This is a genomic window from Roseibium sp. M-1 (assembly GCF_054515675.1).
On record NZ_CM137257.1, the window covers coordinates 1,741,704 to 1,762,057 of the forward strand.

General features: G+C 59.5%; 17 protein-coding genes, 1 tRNA gene and 1 pseudogene. 13 read left to right on the top strand and 6 right to left on the bottom strand.

Translation table 11 applies throughout. From position 1 onward, the window contains the following. Positions 1–11: 11 nt before the first annotated feature. The 5 genes from ACX3M4_RS07920 (at position 12) to ACX3M4_RS07940 (ending at position 5,161) form a co-directional block, all read left to right on the top strand. A complete protein-coding gene (locus ACX3M4_RS07920; RefSeq protein ID WP_459358042.1) occupies positions 12–1,538 on the top strand; it encodes an ABC transporter substrate-binding protein in 1,527 nt (508 codons plus the stop codon). Positions 1,539–1,631: 93 nt separating this feature from the next. Beyond that, a complete protein-coding gene (locus ACX3M4_RS07925) occupies positions 1,632–2,642 on the top strand; it encodes an ABC transporter permease (RefSeq protein ID WP_459358043.1) in 1,011 nt (336 codons plus the stop codon). Next, positions 2,635–3,486, top strand: a complete 852-nt coding sequence (locus ACX3M4_RS07930; RefSeq protein ID WP_459358044.1) for an ABC transporter permease — start codon at positions 2,635–2,637, stop codon at positions 3,484–3,486. The genes ACX3M4_RS07925 and ACX3M4_RS07930 overlap by 8 nt, the downstream gene beginning before the upstream one ends. Then, positions 3,483–4,361 (top strand): ABC transporter ATP-binding protein, encoded by an 879-nt coding sequence (locus ACX3M4_RS07935; RefSeq protein ID WP_459358045.1) that lies wholly within the window; start codon positions 3,483–3,485, stop codon positions 4,359–4,361. Before ACX3M4_RS07930 ends, ACX3M4_RS07935 begins: the two co-directional genes overlap by 4 nt. Next, the gene (locus tag ACX3M4_RS07940; protein WP_459358046.1) at positions 4,358–5,161 is read left to right on the top strand and encodes an ATP-binding cassette domain-containing protein; all 804 of its coding nucleotides are present in this window, start codon (positions 4,358–4,360) and stop codon (positions 5,159–5,161) included. Before ACX3M4_RS07935 ends, ACX3M4_RS07940 begins: the two co-directional genes overlap by 4 nt. Positions 5,162–5,185: 24 nt before the next feature. Here the strand turns inward: ACX3M4_RS07940 and ACX3M4_RS07945 are convergent, their stop codons facing one another. Both ACX3M4_RS07945 and ACX3M4_RS07950 read right to left on the bottom strand, forming a co-directional pair. After that, positions 5,186–6,685 carry an alpha/beta hydrolase gene (locus tag ACX3M4_RS07945; RefSeq protein ID WP_459358047.1) on the bottom strand — a complete coding sequence of 500 codons (1,500 nt, stop codon included), beginning with the start codon at positions 6,683–6,685 and terminating at the stop codon, positions 5,186–5,188. Positions 6,686–7,225: 540 nt separating this feature from the next. Beyond that, positions 7,226–8,125 carry a LysR substrate-binding domain-containing protein gene (locus ACX3M4_RS07950; protein WP_459358048.1) on the bottom strand — a complete coding sequence of 300 codons (900 nt, stop codon included), beginning with the start codon at positions 8,123–8,125 and terminating at the stop codon, positions 7,226–7,228. A 99-nt stretch (positions 8,126–8,224) separates the two neighbouring features. On the opposite strand from ACX3M4_RS07950, the gene ACX3M4_RS07955 reads away from it, so the two are divergent. Continuing rightward, complete coding sequence (locus ACX3M4_RS07955; protein WP_459358049.1) at positions 8,225–8,929, top strand: SDR family oxidoreductase; 705 nt, start codon at positions 8,225–8,227, stop codon at positions 8,927–8,929. Positions 8,930–8,940: 11 nt separating this feature from the next. After that, positions 8,941–9,930, top strand: coding sequence for a quinone oxidoreductase family protein (locus tag ACX3M4_RS07960; RefSeq protein ID WP_459358050.1), 990 nt, complete (start codon positions 8,941–8,943; stop codon positions 9,928–9,930). A 48-nt stretch (positions 9,931–9,978) separates the two neighbouring features. Here the strand turns inward: ACX3M4_RS07960 and ACX3M4_RS07965 are convergent, their stop codons facing one another. The 3 genes from ACX3M4_RS07965 to ACX3M4_RS07975 all read right to left on the bottom strand — a co-directional run bounded on the left by ACX3M4_RS07965 (position 9,979) and on the right by ACX3M4_RS07975 (position 13,329). Further along, a complete protein-coding gene (locus tag ACX3M4_RS07965) occupies positions 9,979–11,148 on the bottom strand; it encodes an aminotransferase class I/II-fold pyridoxal phosphate-dependent enzyme (RefSeq protein WP_459358051.1) in 1,170 nt (389 codons plus the stop codon). A gap of 17 nt (positions 11,149–11,165) precedes the next feature. After that, entirely contained in the window at positions 11,166–11,789 is a 624-nt protein-coding gene (locus ACX3M4_RS07970; RefSeq protein ID WP_459358052.1) for a helix-turn-helix transcriptional regulator, read from the bottom strand. Positions 11,790–12,072: 283 nt separating this feature from the next. Then, positions 12,073–13,329 carry an ArsB/NhaD family transporter gene (locus tag ACX3M4_RS07975; RefSeq protein WP_459358053.1) on the bottom strand — a complete coding sequence of 419 codons (1,257 nt, stop codon included), beginning with the start codon at positions 13,327–13,329 and terminating at the stop codon, positions 12,073–12,075. A gap of 211 nt (positions 13,330–13,540) precedes the next feature. On the opposite strand from ACX3M4_RS07975, the gene ACX3M4_RS07980 reads away from it, so the two are divergent. The 5 genes and pseudogenes from ACX3M4_RS07980 to ACX3M4_RS08000 form a co-directional block, all read left to right on the top strand. Continuing rightward, the gene (locus tag ACX3M4_RS07980) at positions 13,541–14,779 is read left to right on the top strand and encodes an MFS transporter (RefSeq protein WP_459358054.1); all 1,239 of its coding nucleotides are present in this window, start codon (positions 13,541–13,543) and stop codon (positions 14,777–14,779) included. Between the two features lie 50 nt (positions 14,780–14,829). After that, positions 14,830–15,573, top strand: a complete 744-nt coding sequence (locus ACX3M4_RS07985) for a hypothetical protein (RefSeq protein WP_459358055.1) — start codon at positions 14,830–14,832, stop codon at positions 15,571–15,573. Between the two features lie 169 nt (positions 15,574–15,742). After that, positions 15,743–17,164 (top strand): class II fumarate hydratase, encoded by a 1,422-nt coding sequence (gene fumC, locus ACX3M4_RS07990; RefSeq protein ID WP_459358056.1) that lies wholly within the window; start codon positions 15,743–15,745, stop codon positions 17,162–17,164. A 27-nt stretch (positions 17,165–17,191) separates the two neighbouring features. After that, the gene (locus ACX3M4_RS07995) at positions 17,192–18,829 is read left to right on the top strand and encodes an NAD-dependent malic enzyme (protein WP_459358057.1); all 1,638 of its coding nucleotides are present in this window, start codon (positions 17,192–17,194) and stop codon (positions 18,827–18,829) included. A 169-nt stretch (positions 18,830–18,998) separates the two neighbouring features. After that, positions 18,999–19,142, top strand: a pseudogene (locus ACX3M4_RS08000) (IS481 family transposase); the annotation flags it as partial. A gap of 56 nt (positions 19,143–19,198) precedes the next feature. On the opposite strand, the gene ACX3M4_RS08005 reads toward ACX3M4_RS08000, so the two are convergent. Beyond that, positions 19,199–19,288 (bottom strand) — tRNA-Ser (locus tag ACX3M4_RS08005). A 399-nt stretch (positions 19,289–19,687) separates the two neighbouring features. On the opposite strand from ACX3M4_RS08005, the gene ACX3M4_RS08010 reads away from it, so the two are divergent. Next, positions 19,688–20,332, top strand: coding sequence for a DUF930 domain-containing protein (locus tag ACX3M4_RS08010; protein WP_459358058.1), 645 nt, complete (start codon positions 19,688–19,690; stop codon positions 20,330–20,332). The last annotated feature ends 22 nt before the right edge of the window (positions 20,333–20,354 follow it).

A 20,354-nucleotide genomic window follows, 5' to 3' on the forward strand; every position in this document is an offset into this window, starting at 1 on the left:
GAACAGCAACCATGAGAGTATCAAGACGCACATTGCTTAAGAGTGCGGCCGCCAGCGGCCTGCTGGCCGCTGCCGGAACGCCAGCCTTTGCCAGCGAGATCGACGAACTGGTGATCGCCTATAACGTCAACTTGCCGAGCTGGGACCCGACGGTCGGCCCGTCTGCGGTGAACCCGACCATTCAGGGTATCTACCAGTCCGTCTTCGACATGTTCATTCATCAGGACCCGGATCTGAGCTTCCAGCCCGGCATCATCACCGCCTGGGGCTGGAACGACGACAAGAGCAAGGTCTGGATGGATGTGCGCGAAGGCGTCACTTGGCACAATGGCGATCCGCTGACGCCGGAAGACATTGTCTGGTCGCTGGAACGCGCCGGTAATGCGGACACCGGCAACCCGATCCAGTTCATCTGGGGCAAGATCGGCAACTTCCAGATCGACGGCAACAAAGTCACCGCCGACGTCAAGGAATACGAACCGACTATCTTCAAGTGGATGAGTTTCCTCACCGGCTATGTCATGCCGAAGAAATACTATGAGGAAGTCGGCGCGGAAGGTTTCGAGGCCAACCCCATCGGCACCGGTCCCTATATGGTCGAGAAGTTCGAGCGCAACGCCTTCGTGCGGCTGAAAGCCAACGAGAATTACTGGGGCGGCGTGCCGGACTTCAAGACGGTCACCATCAAGTTCGTCACCGACGCCTCCAGCCGCACCTTCGAGGTCATGTCCGGCAACGCCCATGTGACGCTGGAAATGCCCTATGAGGAATTCGACCGGTTGAAGGAGCAGGATGGCATCGTCGGCACAGCCGCGCCGATCTCGGACATCGGCATGATCTTCATCAACGATACCGATCCGATGCTGGACGCCAACGTGCGCAAGGCGATGGCCCATGCCATCGACAAGAAGACCATCATCGAGCGTCTGCTCTCCGGCTATGGCGTTGCCATCGACACGTTGCAGACACCCGACTACACCGCCTTCGATGCAGCGATCACCGTTCCTTACGATCCGGACAAGGCGAAGGAACTGCTGGCAGCCTCGGGCTTTGGGCCGGACAATCCGGTCCAGTTCAAGATCCAGACCACCCGCGGCTTCAAGCCCAAGGACTACGAGATCATCCAGGCCATCGTGGGTCTCTGGCGCAAGATTGGCATCGAGGCGGAGATCGAGGTCTACGAGATCGCCAAGCATTACGAGCTGCGCGCAGCCGATACCCTCGCTCCTGCAGCATTCTACAACTGGGGCAACGCCATCGGCGATCCGACCACGTCCACCGGCTTTGCCATGTTCGGCCCCTCGCCCCATTCCGTCTGGGACGGCGAGGACCTGATGCAGATGATCCTGCCGCTCTGGGGCGAGGCCGACGAGGAAAAACGCATCGCGGGCTGGAAGGATGTCGACCGGTTCATTGCCGACAACGCCCTTGTCATTCCGCTGATCCAGTACGTGCAGCCGATCCTGCACAGCGACAAGGTCAAGGTCGTGCCGCACGCCTCCGGCGCGCTGCTGCCCGCCCTGATGACCCGGTCGTAAGCCAGGATCCCGCCTACGCCGCAGCGCTCGTTCAAGCTGTTCCATGCTCCCGGAGCGCTGCGGCGGTTTTTTACCTTACACTGGCTGGTTGCGATGCCCTTCGTGCGTGCGTTGATAACGCGCCTCATAACGACATTCATCACGCTCTTCGGGGCGGCCGTCATCGTTTTCATCGTCATCCGCGTTGTGCCCGGCAACCCGATTGCCATGATGCTGCCGCCGGGGGCGACGGATGCCGACATCGACCGGCTGAAGACACTCTACGGCCTCGACAAGTCGATCCTTGAGCAATTCCTGATCTGGCTCGGGAACGTCGCCCAGGGCGATTTCGGCACATCGATCACCCTGCGCCAGCCGGTCTATGATCTGGTGATCGGACGGCTGCCGGCGACGCTGGAACTCTCGATCTTGGCGCTGCTGATTGCAGTGACCCTGGGCGGCGCGGCGGCGCTCACCGCAACGCTCTATCGTGGTTCCAAGGTCGAGGGGAGCATCGACGTTGCCGGCGGGATCGCGCTGTCGCTACCTGACTTTCTCTGGGGCCTGGCGCTGATCCTTCTCTTCGGCGTGCTGTGGCCGCTTTTTCATATATCCGGCCGCATCTCGCCCTCGCTCGGCTTCGATTTCTCCTCGAACTTCTTCCTCTTCGAGGCCATCGCCCGTCTGCGCTTCGACGTTGTCGGCGACCTGATGGGCCACATGCTGATGCCGGCGCTGGCGCTGGCAATCCCGCTTGCCGCCATCATCCTTCAGCTCCTCAAGCAATCCTTGAAGGAATGCATGCACGACGACTACATCACCCTTGCCCGCACCAAGGGCTACTCGGAAAGCTCGATCATACTGCGCGATGCCCTGCCGAACGCGATCCTGCCAACGCTGACGCTGATCGGCGTCCAGTTCACCTTCCTCATCGGCGGTACTGTCATCATCGAGAGGCTGTTTTCCTATGAGGGCCTCGGCAACATGGCGATCGACGCGGTCATCAACCGCGACCTGCCGCTGATCCAGGGCATCGTGCTGGTCTTCGCCCTGCTTTTTACCCTCGTCAATCTGGTGGTGGACATGACCTATGCAGCGCTGAACCCGAGGCTGCGCCATGCGTGACGCGAGAGGCCAGATCCGCCGCCTTCCCGGCCTGCGCCTGTGGCTCAGCGGTGGCTGGCTCACCCTTCTGGTGCTCAGCGCCGTCTTCGCTCCCTTGATCAGCCCGCACGACCCGCTGGCGCAGGACCTCTTCGCCGGCCGCCTGCCGCCCTTCTTCGAACAGGGCGCAGATCCGGTCTATCTGCTCGGCACGGACAGTCTTGGCCGGGATGTGCTCAGCCGCATGCTTTATGGGGGACAGCTTGCCCTCATCGTCGCTCTGGTCGCCGGAACGCTGACCTGCCTCATCGGTGCAAGCCTGGGCCTCATCGCCGGCTATTACCGGGGTTGGGCCGATCTGGTGATTTCCCGCTTCATCGACATCTGGATGGCCTTCCCGCCGGTACTCTTTGCAATCCTTCTGATCGCCGTCATCGGCACGGGCCTCACCTCCGTCATCGTTGCCATTGTCGTCATCGACTGGACCCGCTTTGCCCGTGTTGTTCGCGCCGAGGCGATGAGCCAGGGCGCCATGGACTATGTCGCCTCTGCGCAGGTTGCTGGGCGCAGCCGACTCGGTACGGCGCTGACAGAAATCCTTCCCAACGTGCTGCCGACCATCGTCGCCCTCATGACGCTGGAAATGGGGATCGCCGTGATCGTCGAGGCGATCCTCTCCTTCGTGAACCTTTCCATCTCCACCGACCAGCCGACCTGGGGCGGCATGATCGCGGAGGGACGCACGTCGATCTACCAGGCCTGGTGGGTGCTTGTGTTTCCACTCTTTGCCCTTTTCCTGACGGTCCTGAGCTTTTCGCAGCTCGGCGAAGGCCTGAAGGACCATTTCGATCCGGTGCTGCGATGAGTTTTCTGTCTGTACAGGACCTGAGCGTCGGCCTTTCAAACGGCATGCCACTGCTCCGACGCGTGTCGCTCGACGTTGCGGCCGGAGAGGTTCGCGCACTCGTCGGTGAAAGCGGTGCGGGCAAGAGCATGATCGGCAAGGCCGTGCTCGGCATCCTGCCGCGTGCCGCGAGGCTTACCGGCGGCTCCATCCTTCTCGACGGTGAAAACCTGGAAAGCCTGTCACCGAAGGCCCGCCGCCAGCGCATCGGAGCAAAGGTCGCACTGATCCCGCAGGATCCGCTGACCGCGCTCAATCCGTCCCGGCGTGTCGGTCCGCAGGTCACCGACAGGCTGGTCGATATCCTAGGCTGGAAAAGGGATGACGCGGAAAAACGGGCGCTGGAACTGCTTGAGGAAGTTCACATCCAGGCCCCGGACCGAGTGATGAAGGCCTATCCGCACGAGCTTTCCGGCGGCATGCGCCAGCGCATCCTGATTGCTTCGGCCTTTGCCGCCGAACCCAGGCTGATCATCGCCGACGAGCCGACGACTGCACTCGATGTCACCGTACAAAAGCAGATCCTGAAACTGATCCGCGACATGCAGCAACGTCACGGCACGGCACTGCTGTTCGTGACCCACGATCTCGGCGTCGTCTCCAAGATCGCCCAGACGCTCACCGTGCTCTATGCAGGCAAGGTGGTCGAGGCGTCTGATGTCCGCGCCTTCTTCGACCGCCCGGCGCATGCCTTTTCACGCGCGCTCCTGGCGGCGACACCCAAATACACCGATCCGGACGGCTCGCTAACACCGGTTCCCGAAAGCGTCATTGCCGCCGTCGAGGGCGAGGTCGCTGCCTTCGACAGCGAAATGACGGGAGCCGGCCGGAGATGAGAGGGATGATCTATGAACTGAAGGACCTGGTAGTCTCCTTCCCGGACATGTCCCGCAAACCGCTTTTCGGCGCCGCGCCAAGGATCGACGTGCTCAAGGGCCTTACCTTCGATATCCCGCGCGGCGAAGTCCTCGGCATCGTCGGAGGCTCGGGTTCCGGCAAATCGACCCTCGGACGTGCGCTTATCCGCTTGATCGAGCCGGACAGCGGCGCAATCCGCTTCGAGGGTACGGATATCTCGCACCTCACCGTAGACAACCTTCGTCCGATGCGCCGCCGTTTCCAAATGATCTTCCAGGACCCGATGTCCTCGCTCAATCCGCGCCGCCGGGTTGGTGGCATCATTGCGGGGCCGCTGCGTCTTCAGGGCATGGACAACATTCGCGGCCGCGTCGACGAGGCTCTCGACATGGTCGGCCTGCCCCGCTCCTTTGCCGGTCGCTACCCGCATGAACTCTCGGGCGGACAGCGCCAGCGGGTCGGGATCGCAAGGGCGATTGCGCTGAAGCCCGACTTCATCCTCGCCGACGAGATCGTCTCCGGGCTAGACGTTTCCTCCCAGGCCCAGGTGCTGAATCTGCTGGAAAGCCTGGTGAAGGACCTAGGGCTGACGCTTGCCTTCATCAGTCACGACCTTTCCGTCATCCGGCGCCTGTGCAGCCGTATCCTGGTGCTCTACAAGGGCGAGATCGTCGAGAACGCGGAAACCGCCGAGCTTTTTGCCAATCCGAAGTCGGACTACACAAGAACGCTGCTGGACGCGATCCCGTTGCCGGATCCCGATCAGGCTTGGTTCTAGATCAGCGGACAAGACTCGGGCGCTTCATCCATCAGACGACTGGGCCGGAACCGGCGCTGGCGTTGAAACGACGTCGAAAAACCGCCGAATTTCGCCAAGCATATAATCGTGGAAGGGGTTCCAGTGGATCCGCAGAATGTCGGCAGCCGGGACGTTGAGAACGGATTTTTCTCCCCGCAATATGACGGCACCGAGCTGCAACTTCGAGATTGCAGACTGCCGGATATCGCCGTAGAGCGGATCGCTCTCTTGAAACGGCAATGCGATATGGGACAGCGAAAAGATTTCGGACGGCCAGGCCTGGTCAAGAGGCGTTTCCACCGGCTCGTTTGATCCGGCAGCAAAGGATTGACGCACGACCGCGGGATTTCCGGTGCCGGCATTCGTTACCAGTTGGACCGCATAGGGACGGGTCTTGTCCGCCTTGAGCGGAACCAGGATGGGGCTCGGGTCGAAGGAGAAAAGCGGCGTATCCGCGATCGCCCGGTTGATGTCGAAGAGCACCAGCTCCGAACCGTTTCCGGGAAGCCGGTTGAAGAGGTTCGACACAAGGTTCTGTGGCAGGACGGTGGCGTCGACGACTGAAGAGAAGCCCTGGATCGGAGGCACTTCGTTCAACCGTCCAGAGTCTGCCACTTCGCCGAGTGCAATCTGGATCTGTTGCGTCAACTGATAGGTGACGTATCCCGCATTCACCGCGAAGGAGGAATATTTGTAAGGGTCGTATTCCGGCAGGACGGAATTCCAGGCAAGCTTTTGCAATCCCAGCACATGGCCAAGCCGGATCACCCACTCGGCATAGGCCGCCGCCGGCGTAATGCCGATCGCGGGCGAGAGGATGCTGACGGCCGCAACCTTGGGAAGCCGGCTGTCCTCAACCTGCCTCAGCGCATAGAGCACGGCCAGGGCCGCACCGTTGGAGTAACCGACGACATAGACCGGCCGGTCCGGTGCCATGCCGTGCAGGTGCCTTACGCCGAGTTCGGTCGCGGCAAACATGTCCTCCCAGGAAATATCGAGAAGCCCGGACGGCGCCGTGCCGTGCCCGGGCAACCGCAGCCCCAGAACGGTAAGACCGTCGGCATGCAGCGCCTCGCCGATCGATTTCAGGCTGTAGGGCGAATCCGACATGCCATGGAGCAGCAGCACGGAGGCACGGGCATCCTGGGCTTCGAACAGGAAACTCCTGTTCCAGTTCCGCTGCCACCCCGCCGGATCGGACACGCTGCCGGGCTGAAACCGGTTGATCTCGTCCCGCGTTCCCCAATCCGTCTGACGGATGACCTTCTCGTCGAGTTCCCGGAAGAGCCTGTCTTCCAGATCGAGATAGTCCTGAAAGCTCGAGACCCCGGAATTCGCCTTGAACTCCTCTTCCAGCAATGCCGTGTGCCAGACGGAAAGATCGGACTGGTTTGTGAGATAGATAATTCCGATGACGACAATCGCCAGTAAGGCACCAAATGCCATGACAAAGGACAACTTGAACAGGCGCCAGATACGGCGGATGGCACGAAAGACCTTCATGTGTTTCTTTTCTTCTCCAGCCCGGCATTCAACGTGCACTGTAGCAACGTTCACCGCCCAGGGGTGGAGAAGATTTCCGGCAACCACTCGAGATTCACGACTGAGCCGTATTTGCGTGAATGGCCGGTGGGGCGCCAGCAACCGAAGTTGCATTGTCGCGGCGTGGAGCGGCACCGGCGCGCGTTCGGTATTGGCTGAACAAAAACGCTGTTTCGATGAAAACAGCACTGCAATCCTGGCGCTCCCCGAAATCGGTTGCGCACCGGCCGGCTAGCGAAAATTTGCGGAAGTCGGAGAAGGGAAATGTTCGGAGAAATCATCGACTTCCCGCTAAATATTTTCAAATTATCGAATCTGCAAAATTAAAAAAAATTCCGACAGTTCACATTCAATTATTCCAAAATAGCACCATGAATATCGAACTCATCCCAAAATACCTGATCGGATAATTGAATAAACAGATATCCATTCGTTTTCTATTTTTGACTTCACTCCGTCATGATGGCGAAACTGCTTGCACTCCATCGCTCCGATTTCGCCTCAAGATCGGCAATGAGGGGGGATTTCCTGCAAGAGCCAGGCAACGAGATCGTCGATCTGCTGCGATTTGCGATAGCGGGGACGGACAATATGGAAATCGGCCGGTCCGCCAATTCTCTTTTGTGAAACCAGAACGAGCCGGCCATCCTTTAGGTCCCCCTCGATGAAGGCGAAATCGGCAAGAGCTATCCCTTGCCCCGCGATCGCTGCCTCGATCGCGTGCGCGGTTTGATTGAAGCTGACATTCTTGATCAGGCGGGTGGTGTTGCCGCTGGCAGCCTCTTCGATGAACCTCGGCCAGAAATTGTGCGTGTCATGCAGCAAAGGGTAGTCCTGCAGGTCTTCCGCCGTGGACGGCATATCGTTTGCGCCAAAAAGGGTCGGCGAGGCTACCGCCACTATCTCCTGCCTCAAAAGAAGTTTTCCTTCGAGGCCCTGGCCAAACGGCGGATTTGTATATCGAACGGCAATGTCCACACCGTCGGTGCTGAACCGGGCAAGGCGCTCCGCCGCCACGATATGAACTTCCAGGTCGGGCAGAGCCTCGGTCAGGCGCGAGAGGCGCGGTATCAGCCATTTGGAGGCAAAGGTCGGTGTTGTGCTGATTGTGACCTGCAACGCGGATGGCCGGAGCTCCTCCGTCGCGCTGGAAATCAACTCGAAGGCGCGCCGGATATCGGCGCTGTAGCGTCGACCTGGTCCCGTCAGGACTAGTCCCTTGGGGAGCCGTTCGAAAAGCTTGATGTCGAAATCGGCTTCGATCGCACGAACATGTTGTGCGACGGCACCTTGCGTGACGCCGAGTTCTTCTGCCGCCATCCGGAAATTCAGATGGCGCGCGGCGGCTTCGAATGCCTTCAGTCCATTGAGCGACGGCAAGGGTCGGTTCGACCTGGACATCCAGTAGTTTTTCTCCTGTCAAAGCGCAAATAAACTCACGCGCGGGAGTTTATTCCAAATGATAATAATCAGGGATCAATTGCTGCGATAGAGGGCAAGATGACTGTAGAAAAAATCGCTCTGATCACGGCCGGAGGTTCCGGCATGGGCGCTGCGATCGCACGGCGCCTGGCGACCGAAGGTTATCAGGTGGCCATCCTGTCTTCTTCCGGAAAAGGAGAGGCTCTTGCACGCGATCTTGGCGGTGTGGGTGTCACGGGATCGAATACCTCCAACAGCGACCTGAAGAGACTTGTCGATGCGGCCATGGACAGATGGGGCAGGATCGACGCGCTCGTGAACAGTGCGGGGCACGGCCCGCGCGCGCCGATCATCGAGTTGACCGACGAAAACTGGCAGGGCGGATTTGAGGTCTACTTCATGAACGTCATCCGTGCCGTTCGCCATGTGGCGCCAATCATGAAACAGCAAAACCGGGGCGCGATCGTCAACATCTCCACCGCCTGGGCGAGCGAACCTTCGGACATGTTCCCGACGTCTGCGGTTTTTCGTGCGGGACTTGCTGCCTATACGAAGCTCTTTGCCGACGACTTCGCCGCGTCCAATGTGCGGATGAACAACATTTTGCCCGGCTGGATCAACAGCCTGCCGGAATTGGAGGCACGGCGGCAAAGCGTACCGATGGCGCGCTACGGCACCGTCGATGAAGTCGCCGCGACCGCGTCCTTCCTGCTCTCGGAAGGCGCCGGCTATATCACGGGCCAGAACATCAGGGTCGATGGCGGCCTGATGCGGTCCATTTGAGGGAGCCGGATATGCGAGCTGTCGTTTTTGAACGTTTTGGCGCCTCTGATGTCCTTGATTGGCGCGAGATCGAGGATCCGTCCCTCGGTGATGGCGAGGTCCTCGTGCGCGTCCATGCCGCCGGCCTGAACTATGCGGACGTCTATCGTCGCCAGGGCAACTATCACATGGATGCGACGCCACCCTGGATACTTGGCTACGAGGGTGCGGGAGAAGTCGTCGAGACGCACGGTGCGTGCGACGGGTTCAAGGTCGGTGACCGCGTCGCATTTGCCGACAGCCCGCGCGCGAACGCGGAGCTGGTCGCCGTTCCGGCCGGCAAACTCATACGCCTTGCCGAAGAAGTCTCTTATGAAACTGCCGCCGCCATCCTCCTGCAGGGGCTCACCGCGCAATATCTGACGCGAGACAGTTATCAGGTCCGGAAGGGCGATATCGCGCTCGTCCATGCGGCCGCCGGCGGGGTCGGGCTCCTGCTGACGCAGATGCTTGTCCATGCTGGAGCAATCGTTGTCGGCCTTGCCTCAAGCGACCGCAAGGCCGAGGCCGCGCGCAGGAACGGTGCGAAAGTCGTTCTTTCGAACGAAGATGACTGGGCCGCAAAAATCAGGGCGGAATTCGGCAGGGGCGCGGATGTCGTTTACGAATCGACCGGTGTAACGCTACTGAAAAGCATGGAAACCCTTCGCATCGGTGGCAGCCTTGTCTTCTACGGCTTTGCCGGAGGAGAGCCTCCATCGATCGCACCGCGGATGCTGATGGACAAATCCATCACGGTGACCGGTGGCGATTTGTGGAACGTCCTCACCGGCCCGCAGGAACGCAGGATGCGGGCAGCCGAATTGCTGGCGCTTTGCTCACAGGGCATCGTCAGGCCCGTCGTCGCAGAAACGGTCCCGATGTCGGAAGCGGGAAGAGCTCATCAGATGCTGGAAGGCCGGGGCACGATCGGCAAGATCCTCCTCGTCCCGGATTCCCAGACCGGCTCCCGGAACGCTTGAAAGGCAAGTTGTTCAAAGCGAACAGTGCTCGAGATTGCGGCCGAGACCTCAGGCCTGGAATTCCCCGTAATGCGTTTCGAAATGCGCACGCATGGCGGCAAGGCCGTCGTCGAAGACCTTGCCTCGGCCGAAGCCGATGCGGAAATGGCCGCTCGGAATGCCGGTCAGTTCCGAGGCGTAGATCGAACCGGGCAACAGCAAAACGCCGCTCTCTTCCAGCAGCTTGCGGCAGAAGGCTTCGCATCCCTCCGGACCGGTGAAGCGCGGAAAGGCGACGCAGCCGCCCATCGGCCGGGCCCAGTCGACCAGGCCGGGGAAGCCGGCAAAAAGCTGTTCCAGCGCAACAACGTTCTTTGCCAGTAGCGCCCGGTTGCGGCCAAAGATCTGGTCCCGGGCCTTGAGTGCGATGAGCGCAAGAACCTCGGAGGGGCGTGAATTGCAGATCGAGAGATAGTGTTTGTAGCGCTCGACCTTCTGCAGCAAATCCCTGTTCTGCGAGGCGATCCAGCCGATACGCAGCCCCGGCAGTCCATAGGCCTTGGACATCACGTTCAGCGAAATTCCGCGCTCATAGATATCCGCGATCTGGGGCGCCCGATCGTCGGGGTCCAGCTCGATGCCGCGATATACCTCGTCGCTGAGAAACCAGATCCCGTGCGCACGGCATAGGGCAACCAGCGCATCGAGTTCCTCGCGCGACAGCAGCATACCGGTCGGATTGTGCGGGAAGTTCAAGGACAGAAGCCTGGTGTTCGGCCGGATGGCTGCACGGATGTCGTCAATATCGATCCGCCAACCGCCCTTCACATTGGCGGGACGCAGCCGAACGCCGGTGACTTCGCAGATCGAAAGCGGAACAGTCTCCGCACTCTGATAGTTGGGGGTCACAACGATGGCATGGGACTGCGCATCCAACAGCACCCTGACAACCGCATAGAGCCCCTCACCTGCCCCCGCGAGACAAAGGATGTTCTCTGCCGCCAGGCTTTCATAGGTCGCCGCGATCTCGGCCCGCAACGCCGGAGCGCCCCAGGTCTCGGTATAGCCGAGCCAGAGATTGTCATAGGCTTCCCGATCCTGAGGACTGGCCATCGCCAGCAGATCGGCGGCAGGCATGCTTTCAACATCGGATGCAGTCATGTGATGACGCGCCGTGAATTCCCATTCGGAAAAGAAGACTTCCAGGCCGAAATCACGCATCGGACGGGGCAAAGTCATGGGGACGGTCCTTCCTGTCACGCCGGATTGGCGGAATGTCTGGCCTGTTTGATGAGGTCGTAAATACTGGCGCGGGAAACGCCCAGGGCTTCGGCCACATAATCCGACGAACCGCGTGCCGAGAAGATGTCGGCTTCCTGCAGCCGCGTCACGATGATGAGGCGTTCAGGGCGGCGCAACTGATTGAAGCTGATCTTCAATTCGCGCAGGGTCGCGGAAATGATGGCGTTTGCGGTTTCGCGCCAGTCGTGCCGCAAGATTGCGGGCGTTTCGGCGGAGACGATTGCGGTGAGGTTCGAAAGCAGGTCACGTGCGGCTTCCAGCTCGGTCAGGCGCAAGTTGAGGCAGAGCAGCGCGAACGGCGCCCCCTCATCGTCTCGCAACAGGGCCGACACGGTGCGCAGGCGCGCCCCGTCCGAATTCGCCTTCAGATAGGGGCCGATTGTGTCGTCCGACGTCAGTTCGGATTCAAAGTTGGCGGTTTCGGTGAGGCTGTCATCGCCGGTCTTGCGGGGCGAAAACCCGTTTTCAATATACGCAATCCGCCCTTTGCGAAGGTCATGCAAAACCACTTCGACCTGCCCGGGAAGCAGGGCGGCAATCGCTCGGCAGATTGGAAAAAGTGTTTTCAAGTGAGGCATGACGGGGATCGCAGGCGTGATGATTTTCTACAAAATGTCCAGAAATGGATATTTTGTCAATATAAGGCCAATGACGAAGCGCCTTGCGCCGCGTGCACGGAAGGCTTCGACTGAATAGCCAACGAGGTTTTTTTGGCGAGACGGTCGCTGTTTCCGAGAGAAAGCGCGAGACAGGAACATCGGCCGCTGGTTATTGCAGCATCCGAACACTCCCGGTGCGGCCCTTCAGAAGCAGTGCTGGAGCGCGGCGCGGAGAGCGAAAAGTTCAATCGGCGCCTGCGCTTCAGCCAGCCCCAAGGATCCCCTGCATGACTACCACCACCCAGACGTAGCAAACGGCGAGGGAAAAGACGGTGACGGGCACGACAAGCCTTGTGAACTGCCAGAAATCGAAGGGTTTTGCCCCCAGCTTCTCGGCTTGCTGGACAACGATGACATTGCTCGCCGCACTGATGATAAACAGGTTACCCGCCAGCGTGCTCATGCCGGCAAGCAGCATCAGGGTCGGCGTGCTGTGTCCGGAAAGCAGGTTCAGGTAAATTTCCACGACCGGAACGTTTGAAAACAGCTGACTGGCGCCGAAGGCGACCGTGGTCGTGACGAGCGGCTCATCCAGGCGCTGCTGCCAGGAACCGAGCAGGTTCTGCAGCGCACCGGAAGCGAGGACCGCGCCCGTGACAACAAACATGGCCACGAAAAAAAGCAGCGTGTGCCAGTCCACTTCCCGGATGATGGAAAACCTGCGGCTTGAAAACAGGTAGGTGGGCAAGCAGCAGATGAGGCTGATGACGCCCAGGGGCAGGTCAAAATCCGGGTAGTCCGCCTGGAGCACACTGTCGCCGACGACCAGGACGACCAGCATGCCGGTTGCCAGGTAGGCCGGCCAGGTCACGGCCGACTTCGGTTCCGGCAATGTCAGTGCGGCTTGATCCGCGGGCACTTCCTTTTTCAGGCAATAGAGATACCAGGCATAGGCGAACGCCATCGACAGGGCTGTCGGCACGGCGAGCCAGTAGAGGAATGAGCCGATCGGATTGCTGAAGTGGCCGTCTGCGACAATCAGGATGTTCTGGGGGTTGCCGACCGGAGACATCATGCTGCCGACGGTCACCGCAGCGCAGAGCGCGATCAGCGGAACTGCGGGCCGGATGCCGAGCCTGAAAGCGATCGTCAGCGCAATCGGCGTGCCGATTGCCGCCGCGGCATCGTTTGTGAGCACCACTGAAACGCCGGCGACCAGAATGATGAACAAGGCCAGAGTTCGCCGCACGGAGGTCTCATCGTTGCAGATGACCGAACTCAACTTATGCGCGACCCCGCAGTCGTACATCGCATGCGAAATGGAAAAGACGCCGAACAGATAGGCGATCACATTCCAGTCGATCGCCTTCCAGGCATTTGCCGGTGAAATGTCGCCGGTCGCAAGAAGCACGACCGCTCCTGCGCCCATGATGTGCCAGATCCGCACCCTCTCAGGCAGCCACTGGCGGATCGAAATGAAGAAAAATATAGCGATTGCAACTGCAAGGGAAAACGTCACGAGCGAAACTGCCTACATAACCCAATGGTGACGTTTTCTAGAATATTTTTTGGAGGATGAGAATTAAAATTTTATCATGTTAGATTTCTTTACAATTTTCGGAAAATTAGCCTATTGAAACCTGCACCTTCCCCAATGTCATATGAAGATTTTAGTAATAAGATATTTGGGTACATTGGCAGGATATTTTCATGAATGCGAAAGTTCTAACATGAAACTAAACAAACCTCTAATCGGCGCCAATTTCTTTGCCGGGGACGTTGCCGGAGGTATCGGTCCTTATCTCGCCATTTATCTTCTGGCCATTCAGCATTGGTCGCCGGGGCAGATCGGGATTGCTTTGGCGCTCGGTTCGATCACCACCATGATTGCGCAAGCGCCCGCTGGCGGCATTATCGATGCCGTCAAGTGGAAACGGTCCCTCTTGATCGGATGTGCCTTTGCAATTGCAGCGAGTACTCTGAGTATCATCTTTTTCCGAGCGGACTTCGTGATCTACGCCGCGCAGATCGCGATCGGCCTGGCTTCGGCGTTTCTGGGGCCGTCCATAGCGGCACTGACGCTGGGTCTCGTCGGGCGCGACATGTTCACCAGGCAGACCAGTGCAAATCAGGCGTGGAACCACGCCGGCAACATGTTCGCGGCATCCATTGCGGCGCTCGTGGCGCTCACGATTTCGGAACTTGGTGTCTTCTGGCTCGTCGCCATGATGGCCATGGGAATGATCGTGTGCGTGCTTTTGATCCGCGAGAGCGACATCGATCACGAGGTCGCACGCGGGGGTGAGGAAGCCGATGACAGCGGCGAAAAGGAACCGGCGAGTTTCCTGAAGCTGTTCGAGGAACGTCGCCTGATAATCTTCGCTCTGTCGATCGTTCTCTTTCACTTTGCCAACGCATCGATGCTGCCACTGGTCAGCCAGAAACTGTCCCTCCACAGCGATGCCAGGCACGGGATCGCGTTTACGTCCGCCTGTGTGATTTCCGCGCAGCTCATCATGATCGCCATGGCGCTCTTTTGCGGCTGGAAAGCCGACACATGGGGGCGCAAGCCGCTTTTGCTGATCGCCTTCGCCGTCCTGCCGATCCGGGGCGCCTTGTTCGCAGTGTCCGACGATGCCTATTTCACCGTCGCCGTGCAGGCTCTGGACGGGGTCGCGAACGGAATTTTCGCGATGGTGTTTCTGCTCGTCGTCGCCGACATCACCAAAGGGACCGGCCGTTTCAACTTTGCGCAGGGAACGCTTGCAACCATCGTCGGCATCGGGGCTTCCGCGAGCAACATCGTTGCGGAAACGGTCGTCGGCGCAACCAGCTACACGTTCACCTTTCTCATGCTCGCCGGCATTGCGGCCCTCGGGCTCGTCATTTTCGCGCTGTTCATGGAAGAAACCGCTCCCCACACGCTTCGCAAACGGGCGATCGCCCGAGGTGAAGCCGCAAACCCCTGATGCGCCGGGCGCATGATCCTTTTGACAGTTTTCGAGTGCAGGACATCGTTATGGCTCAGCTCCCCACTGTTTCACCCGACTTCATGGCCACCTACGATCACGCGACGCCGAGCGGCCACCGGCATCCGGCCTGCAGGCTGAACCGCTTGGCCAACGTCGGCATCGATTGCCGGGCGGAGGTGAGCAGGGACATCGATCTCGATCTTCTGACCGACAGGACCTACACCTACCTTTGTGAAACGAGCGACGATGGCTGGCTGATCGGCGGCGGCGACAGCACCAAGTTGAAACGGCCGGATACCGCCCACGCGGAAATCTGGCGCTTCGGCCCGGACAATGAAGCCGATGGCGGAATAGCCTTTCAGACGGTCGACCGGGTCCTCCGGCAAATCCGGTTCGCACCGGTCAGACTAAAGCCGAGCCGGGTGAACCTCACCCCCTCCAACGAGCTCGAGCTCTTGTGCGAATACGATCCCCTCTCCGTTATCGGCCAGATTTTCGGGATTTGCAGCAAGGCCCTGGCTTGCCCCTGTGGCGATTACGGCAATCCGTTCCACATCACGCTCGTGCGGGGCGTGAAGTTCCGGTCTGACGATGCGCAAGGCGCCTATTTCGAGAAAATGGCCGCCGTTGTCGACCGGTGGCGGGCGGAATACCCGGACGGCGTCTTGTTCAACGATGGCGGTCTGGATCTGTTTGCGAACAGGGAGGAGATCCTTTCTCATTATTCGCCGGACCTGGATTTCGGCGTGCAGGTGGAGATCGAGCAACTGCTGGCGATGCGCGCGCAATGACAGAAGAGAATCCGGCCGTTATTCAGACAACTCATGATTATATTAAAAAATTTCACAAAATATTTGTACGAACAAATTGAATACAGGAACAAATTCATTAAATGAATGATATTTAAATATATTTTGAAAGAAATATTTAAATATACTTACTTTCAGAGTTTTGCCTGAGATGAAGAATCTGAGATTCCGTGGAAAGGGAGACGAAATGAGAAGAGAAACAGATAGTCTGGGTGAGGTCGATGTCCCTGAAGACAAATACTGGGGCGCGCAAACGCAGCGCTCGCTCGAACACTTTTCCATCGGCAACGACCTGATACCCATCGAGCAGATCCACGCTTACGGCATTTTGAAAAAGGCCGCGGCTTTGGTGAACACCGACCTCGGTCTGCTGCCAGCCGACAAACGGGATCTGATCGTCAAAGCGGCCGATGAAGTGGCGCAAGGCAAGCTCGATGCGCATTTCCCGCTCCATGTGTGGATGACCGGCAGCGGTACGCAGTCGAACATGAACGTGAACGAGGTGATTTCAAACCGCGCGATCGAAATTGCCGGCGGTGTCCTGGGATCCAAGGTTCCGATCCACCCCAACGATCATGTGAACATGTCCCAGTCGTCGAATGACAGTTTCCCGACGGCCATGCACATGGCAGCGGCGATCCAGACCCATTCCCGGCTTCTGCCGGGCGTGCGCCAGCTGCATGACAGCCTGAAGGCGAAGGCCGAGGCCTGGGACGGCATCATCAAGATCGGCCGCACGCACATGCAGGACGCCACGCCGTTGACCCTCGGCCAGGAGTTTTCCGGATATGTCGAAATGCTTGCGGCGGACATTGCCCGGATCGAATTCGCGCTGGAGGATGTCTACAAGCTTGCCCTGGGCGGAACGGCGGTCGGCACCGGAATCAACACCCACCCGGAATTTGCGGTGCGTTCCGCCGCAAAGATCGCCGAGCTGACCGGCCTTCCGTTTGCGACCGCACCCAACAAGTTCGCCGTCCAGGGAGCTCACGACGGGCTTGTGGCGCTTTCCGGCTCCTTCCGCTCGCTGGCTGTTTCCCTCTTCAAGATCGCCAACGACATCCGGCTGCTCTCCTGCGGTCCGCGCTGCGGGCTTTATGAACTCAAGATCCCGTCGAACGAGCCTGGCTCTTCGATCATGCCGGGCAAGGTCAATCCGACCCAGTGCGAGGCGCTGGCGATGATCTCGGCACAGGTGATGGGTAACGACGTTTCCGTCGGCATCGGCGGCGCCAGCGGCTACCTGGAAATGAACGTCTACAAGCCGCTCATGATCAACGCGATCCTTCAATCCGTGCGCATCATGGGCGACGGCTGCCGCAACTTCGCGCGGTTCCTGGTCGACGGAACGGAGCCCAACGAAAAGCAGATCAAGGGATATGTGGATCGATCGCTGATGCTCGTCACCGCGCTGAGCCCGATCATCGGCTACGACAAGGCAAGCCATGCCGCCCACCATGCCTTCGACAACGACATGACGCTGAAGGAGGCCTGCCTCGACCTTGGTTATGTCGATGCCGCCGAGTTCGACAAGGTTGTCGATCCCTCGAAAATGACCCACCCGTCTCTTTAATTTCAATTCAAGACAGGACCAGAGAAAATGGCGATTTCCACCAACGGCCTGACCGGCCTTGACCTTCTGCACGATCCCGAACTCAACAAGAACACCGCTTTTTCCGTTGAAGAGCGCGAGAAATACAAGCTGCTTGGCCTGTTGCCGGGGGTGGTGGAAACTATCGACCAGCAGGTTCAGCGGGTGATGATGCAGCTTGAGCACAAGCACTCCGATATCGATCGTTTCGTCTACCTGACGAACCTTCTGGATACCAACGAGACGCTGTTCTACCGCGTTGTCATGTCCGATCCGACCCGGTTCCTGCCGATCGTTTACGACCCGACCATCGGCGAGGCCTGCCTGAAATTCGGTCACATCTATCGCCGCAATCGCGGCATGTATATTTCCATCGCCCACAAGGGCCACGTGGACAAGATGCTCGCCAACTGGCCGGACACGGATGTGCGGTTCATCTGCGTTACCAACGGCGGCCGCATCCTGGGTCTCGGTGATATCGGCGCCAACGGCATGGGCATTCCCATCGGCAAGCTTCAGCTCTATACGGCCGCAGCCGGCGTGCCGCCGCAGCACCTTCTGCCGATGTTCCTGGATGCCGGGACCAACAACGAGCAGCTGCTGGAAGATCCGCTTTATCTCGGGATCCGGCAAAAACGGCCGGCCACAGAGGTGCTTTACCCGTTTGTCGACGAACTGGTCGACGCCATCCAGAAGCGGTACCCCAAGTGCTGCATCCATTTCGAAGACTGGACCGGCAGCGACGCGGTGCATCTGCTGGCCCGCTACCGGGACAAGTACCGCTGTTACAATGACGACATCCAGGGCACGGCGGGCATCGCCCTTGCCGGTATGATCAACGCCCTCAAGATCAAGCGCGGCTCGCTCAAGGACGAAAGGATCTTTTTCGCCGGCGCAGGCTCTGCCGGTATCGGCCTGGCAGACCTCATGGTCAGCGAAATGGTCGAGGAAGGCTTGAGCGAGGAAGAGGCGCGCGGCCGCATCTACATGTACGATGTGAACGGACTGCTGGAATCATCGCGTACCGACCTCTTCGACTTCCAGAAGAAATATGCGCACAAGCACGAGCCCGTGCGTGATCTGGCAGCCGCGATCCGCTCGGTGAAACCCACCACGCTTATCGGTGTCAGCACGGTTGGCGGCCTGTTTACGAAATCGGTGGTGGAGGCAATGGCCGAGATCAACGACCGGCCGGTCATCTTCGCCCTGTCCAACCCGACCGATCACGCCGAGTGCACCGCGGAACAGGCCTATGCCTGGACCAAAGGCAAGGTCATTTTCGCCGCCGGCGTCCAGTTCCCGCCGGTTCAATATGCCGGCGACACCTTTCTGCCCGGACAGGCGAACAACCTCTACATCTTCCCGGCAGTCGCCATGGCCATCTATGCCACGCAGGCAAAGCGGGTCACGGATCAGATGTTCATCGAGGCAGCCAAGGCCGTTGCCGACCAGGTGCCGCAGAAGATGCTGGAAAAAGGCGCCCTCTTCCCGCCGCAGGCGGACATCCTGGAAACCTCGGTCGCAACCGCGGCAAGGGTGGCCGCGCTGGTGTTTCAATCCGGTCTTGCCGAGGTCGACAAGCCTTCGGACATGACGCAGTTCATCCGCGATCATCTCTATACCGCCGACTATCAGGATCTCGACTGATGCATCCTTGCCCGGTACTTCACGCACGATCGCTGAAGTGCCGGGCCATTTGATCGACCTGCCAAAAAAATTGGGATTGTCACCCGAAACACCCTGAGCTTTTCCCGGTCAGATTGGTTCATTCTGCCGGAACCGGTTTGGTTCAAGGTCAAGGGAGTTGACGAAGCGCGTTCTGGCCGGTCAGAAGCTCGGGATCAAGGAAGTGGAGGATGGTATTTGGCTGATCAGCTTCATGAGCTATGATCTGGGATACATCGACCTGGAGCAGAGAACACTACAGACAATCGACAACCCGTTCGGCACGAGGTTGTAACCCATGTCTCCGGTACAAACTGTTACCTATGTCTCCGGATCGGACATAGGGGAAGGTGGCGGAGAGGAAGGGATTCGAACCCTCGAGACGGTTGCCCGTCTACTCCCTTAGCAGGGGAGCGCCTTCGACCACTCGGCCACCTCTCCGGTACAGCCCGTGTACGAACAAACGTCCCGCAGTTCAAGGCGTTTTTTTCTTGGGCTGATCGTTTTCCCCATCGGGCGGGACCGCCGCCGCAAGGCTCCCTGACGGGAACGGGACAGCAAACTTCCGACGAGACAGTTCAGGCATCGGTTCAGGTGAGCGTTCAACATGATCGAGGAAAACGGCGGCGTTGATCGTATCCCGGCCTACTACAGGCTGATGAACCTGGAATATCCGGTCGGCCAGCCAGGGAAATCGCCGCTGCTCCACAAATAAGCCGCACTCCTTTGCTGCGATGGGCTCTTCAAAGGATCAGGCAGCGGAGCAGTGTCATTTCCGGCTTCCTCCCCCCAGATGCCCAGACTTTCAGCCCCCTGCCCGCCAATGCCCTGCACCGGCTCGTGGCGGATCGCTTTGCATGGGTCTGTGCCTTCTGGCTGCATCTGGCGCTCTTTGCCGTTCTCAACAGCGCCGCCTTCTGGAAAACGATCCCGCCCTCGCCTCCGGAACCGATTTCCGTCGATATTTTGGAAGACCCTGTGCTGCCCGCCCCCTCCGCAGCGCCTGAGGCGTTGCCCGACGACCTCCCGGGCACGGGCCAGGCGGGCCTGGCCGCACCGGATGAGACGCCAATGCCAGGCAGCACCGGTTCTGAAGGTGGCTGGGTGACGGCGACCACGCTGCTGGCAGGCTCGGTTCTCAGCAATCCGGGGTCGGCGCAGGCACGCGCGGCGCTGGCGACGCTAACGGGCGAGGACAAAAGCGAGCAGCTTTGCGCGCTGGAGGCCATGGAGCAGGTGCGCAAGGACAGGCCGGGGTTCCGGCCGACACGGCTGGCACCGCATGCATTCAGGAATTCCCGCCGCAGGGGCGAACTCGTCGACGTGTCCGCAGGCGCCCTGCGGAGCGATGGGGTCTGGTATGAGATTGCCTACAGATGCCGGCTGAATACGGGCGGCACGGAGATAACGGCTTTTGAATATGCGCTCGGCGCAAAAATCGACCGGTCCCTCTGGGAGGATTACGGCCTGGCACCGGTTCATTGAAGATGTGTCAGACGCTCCACCC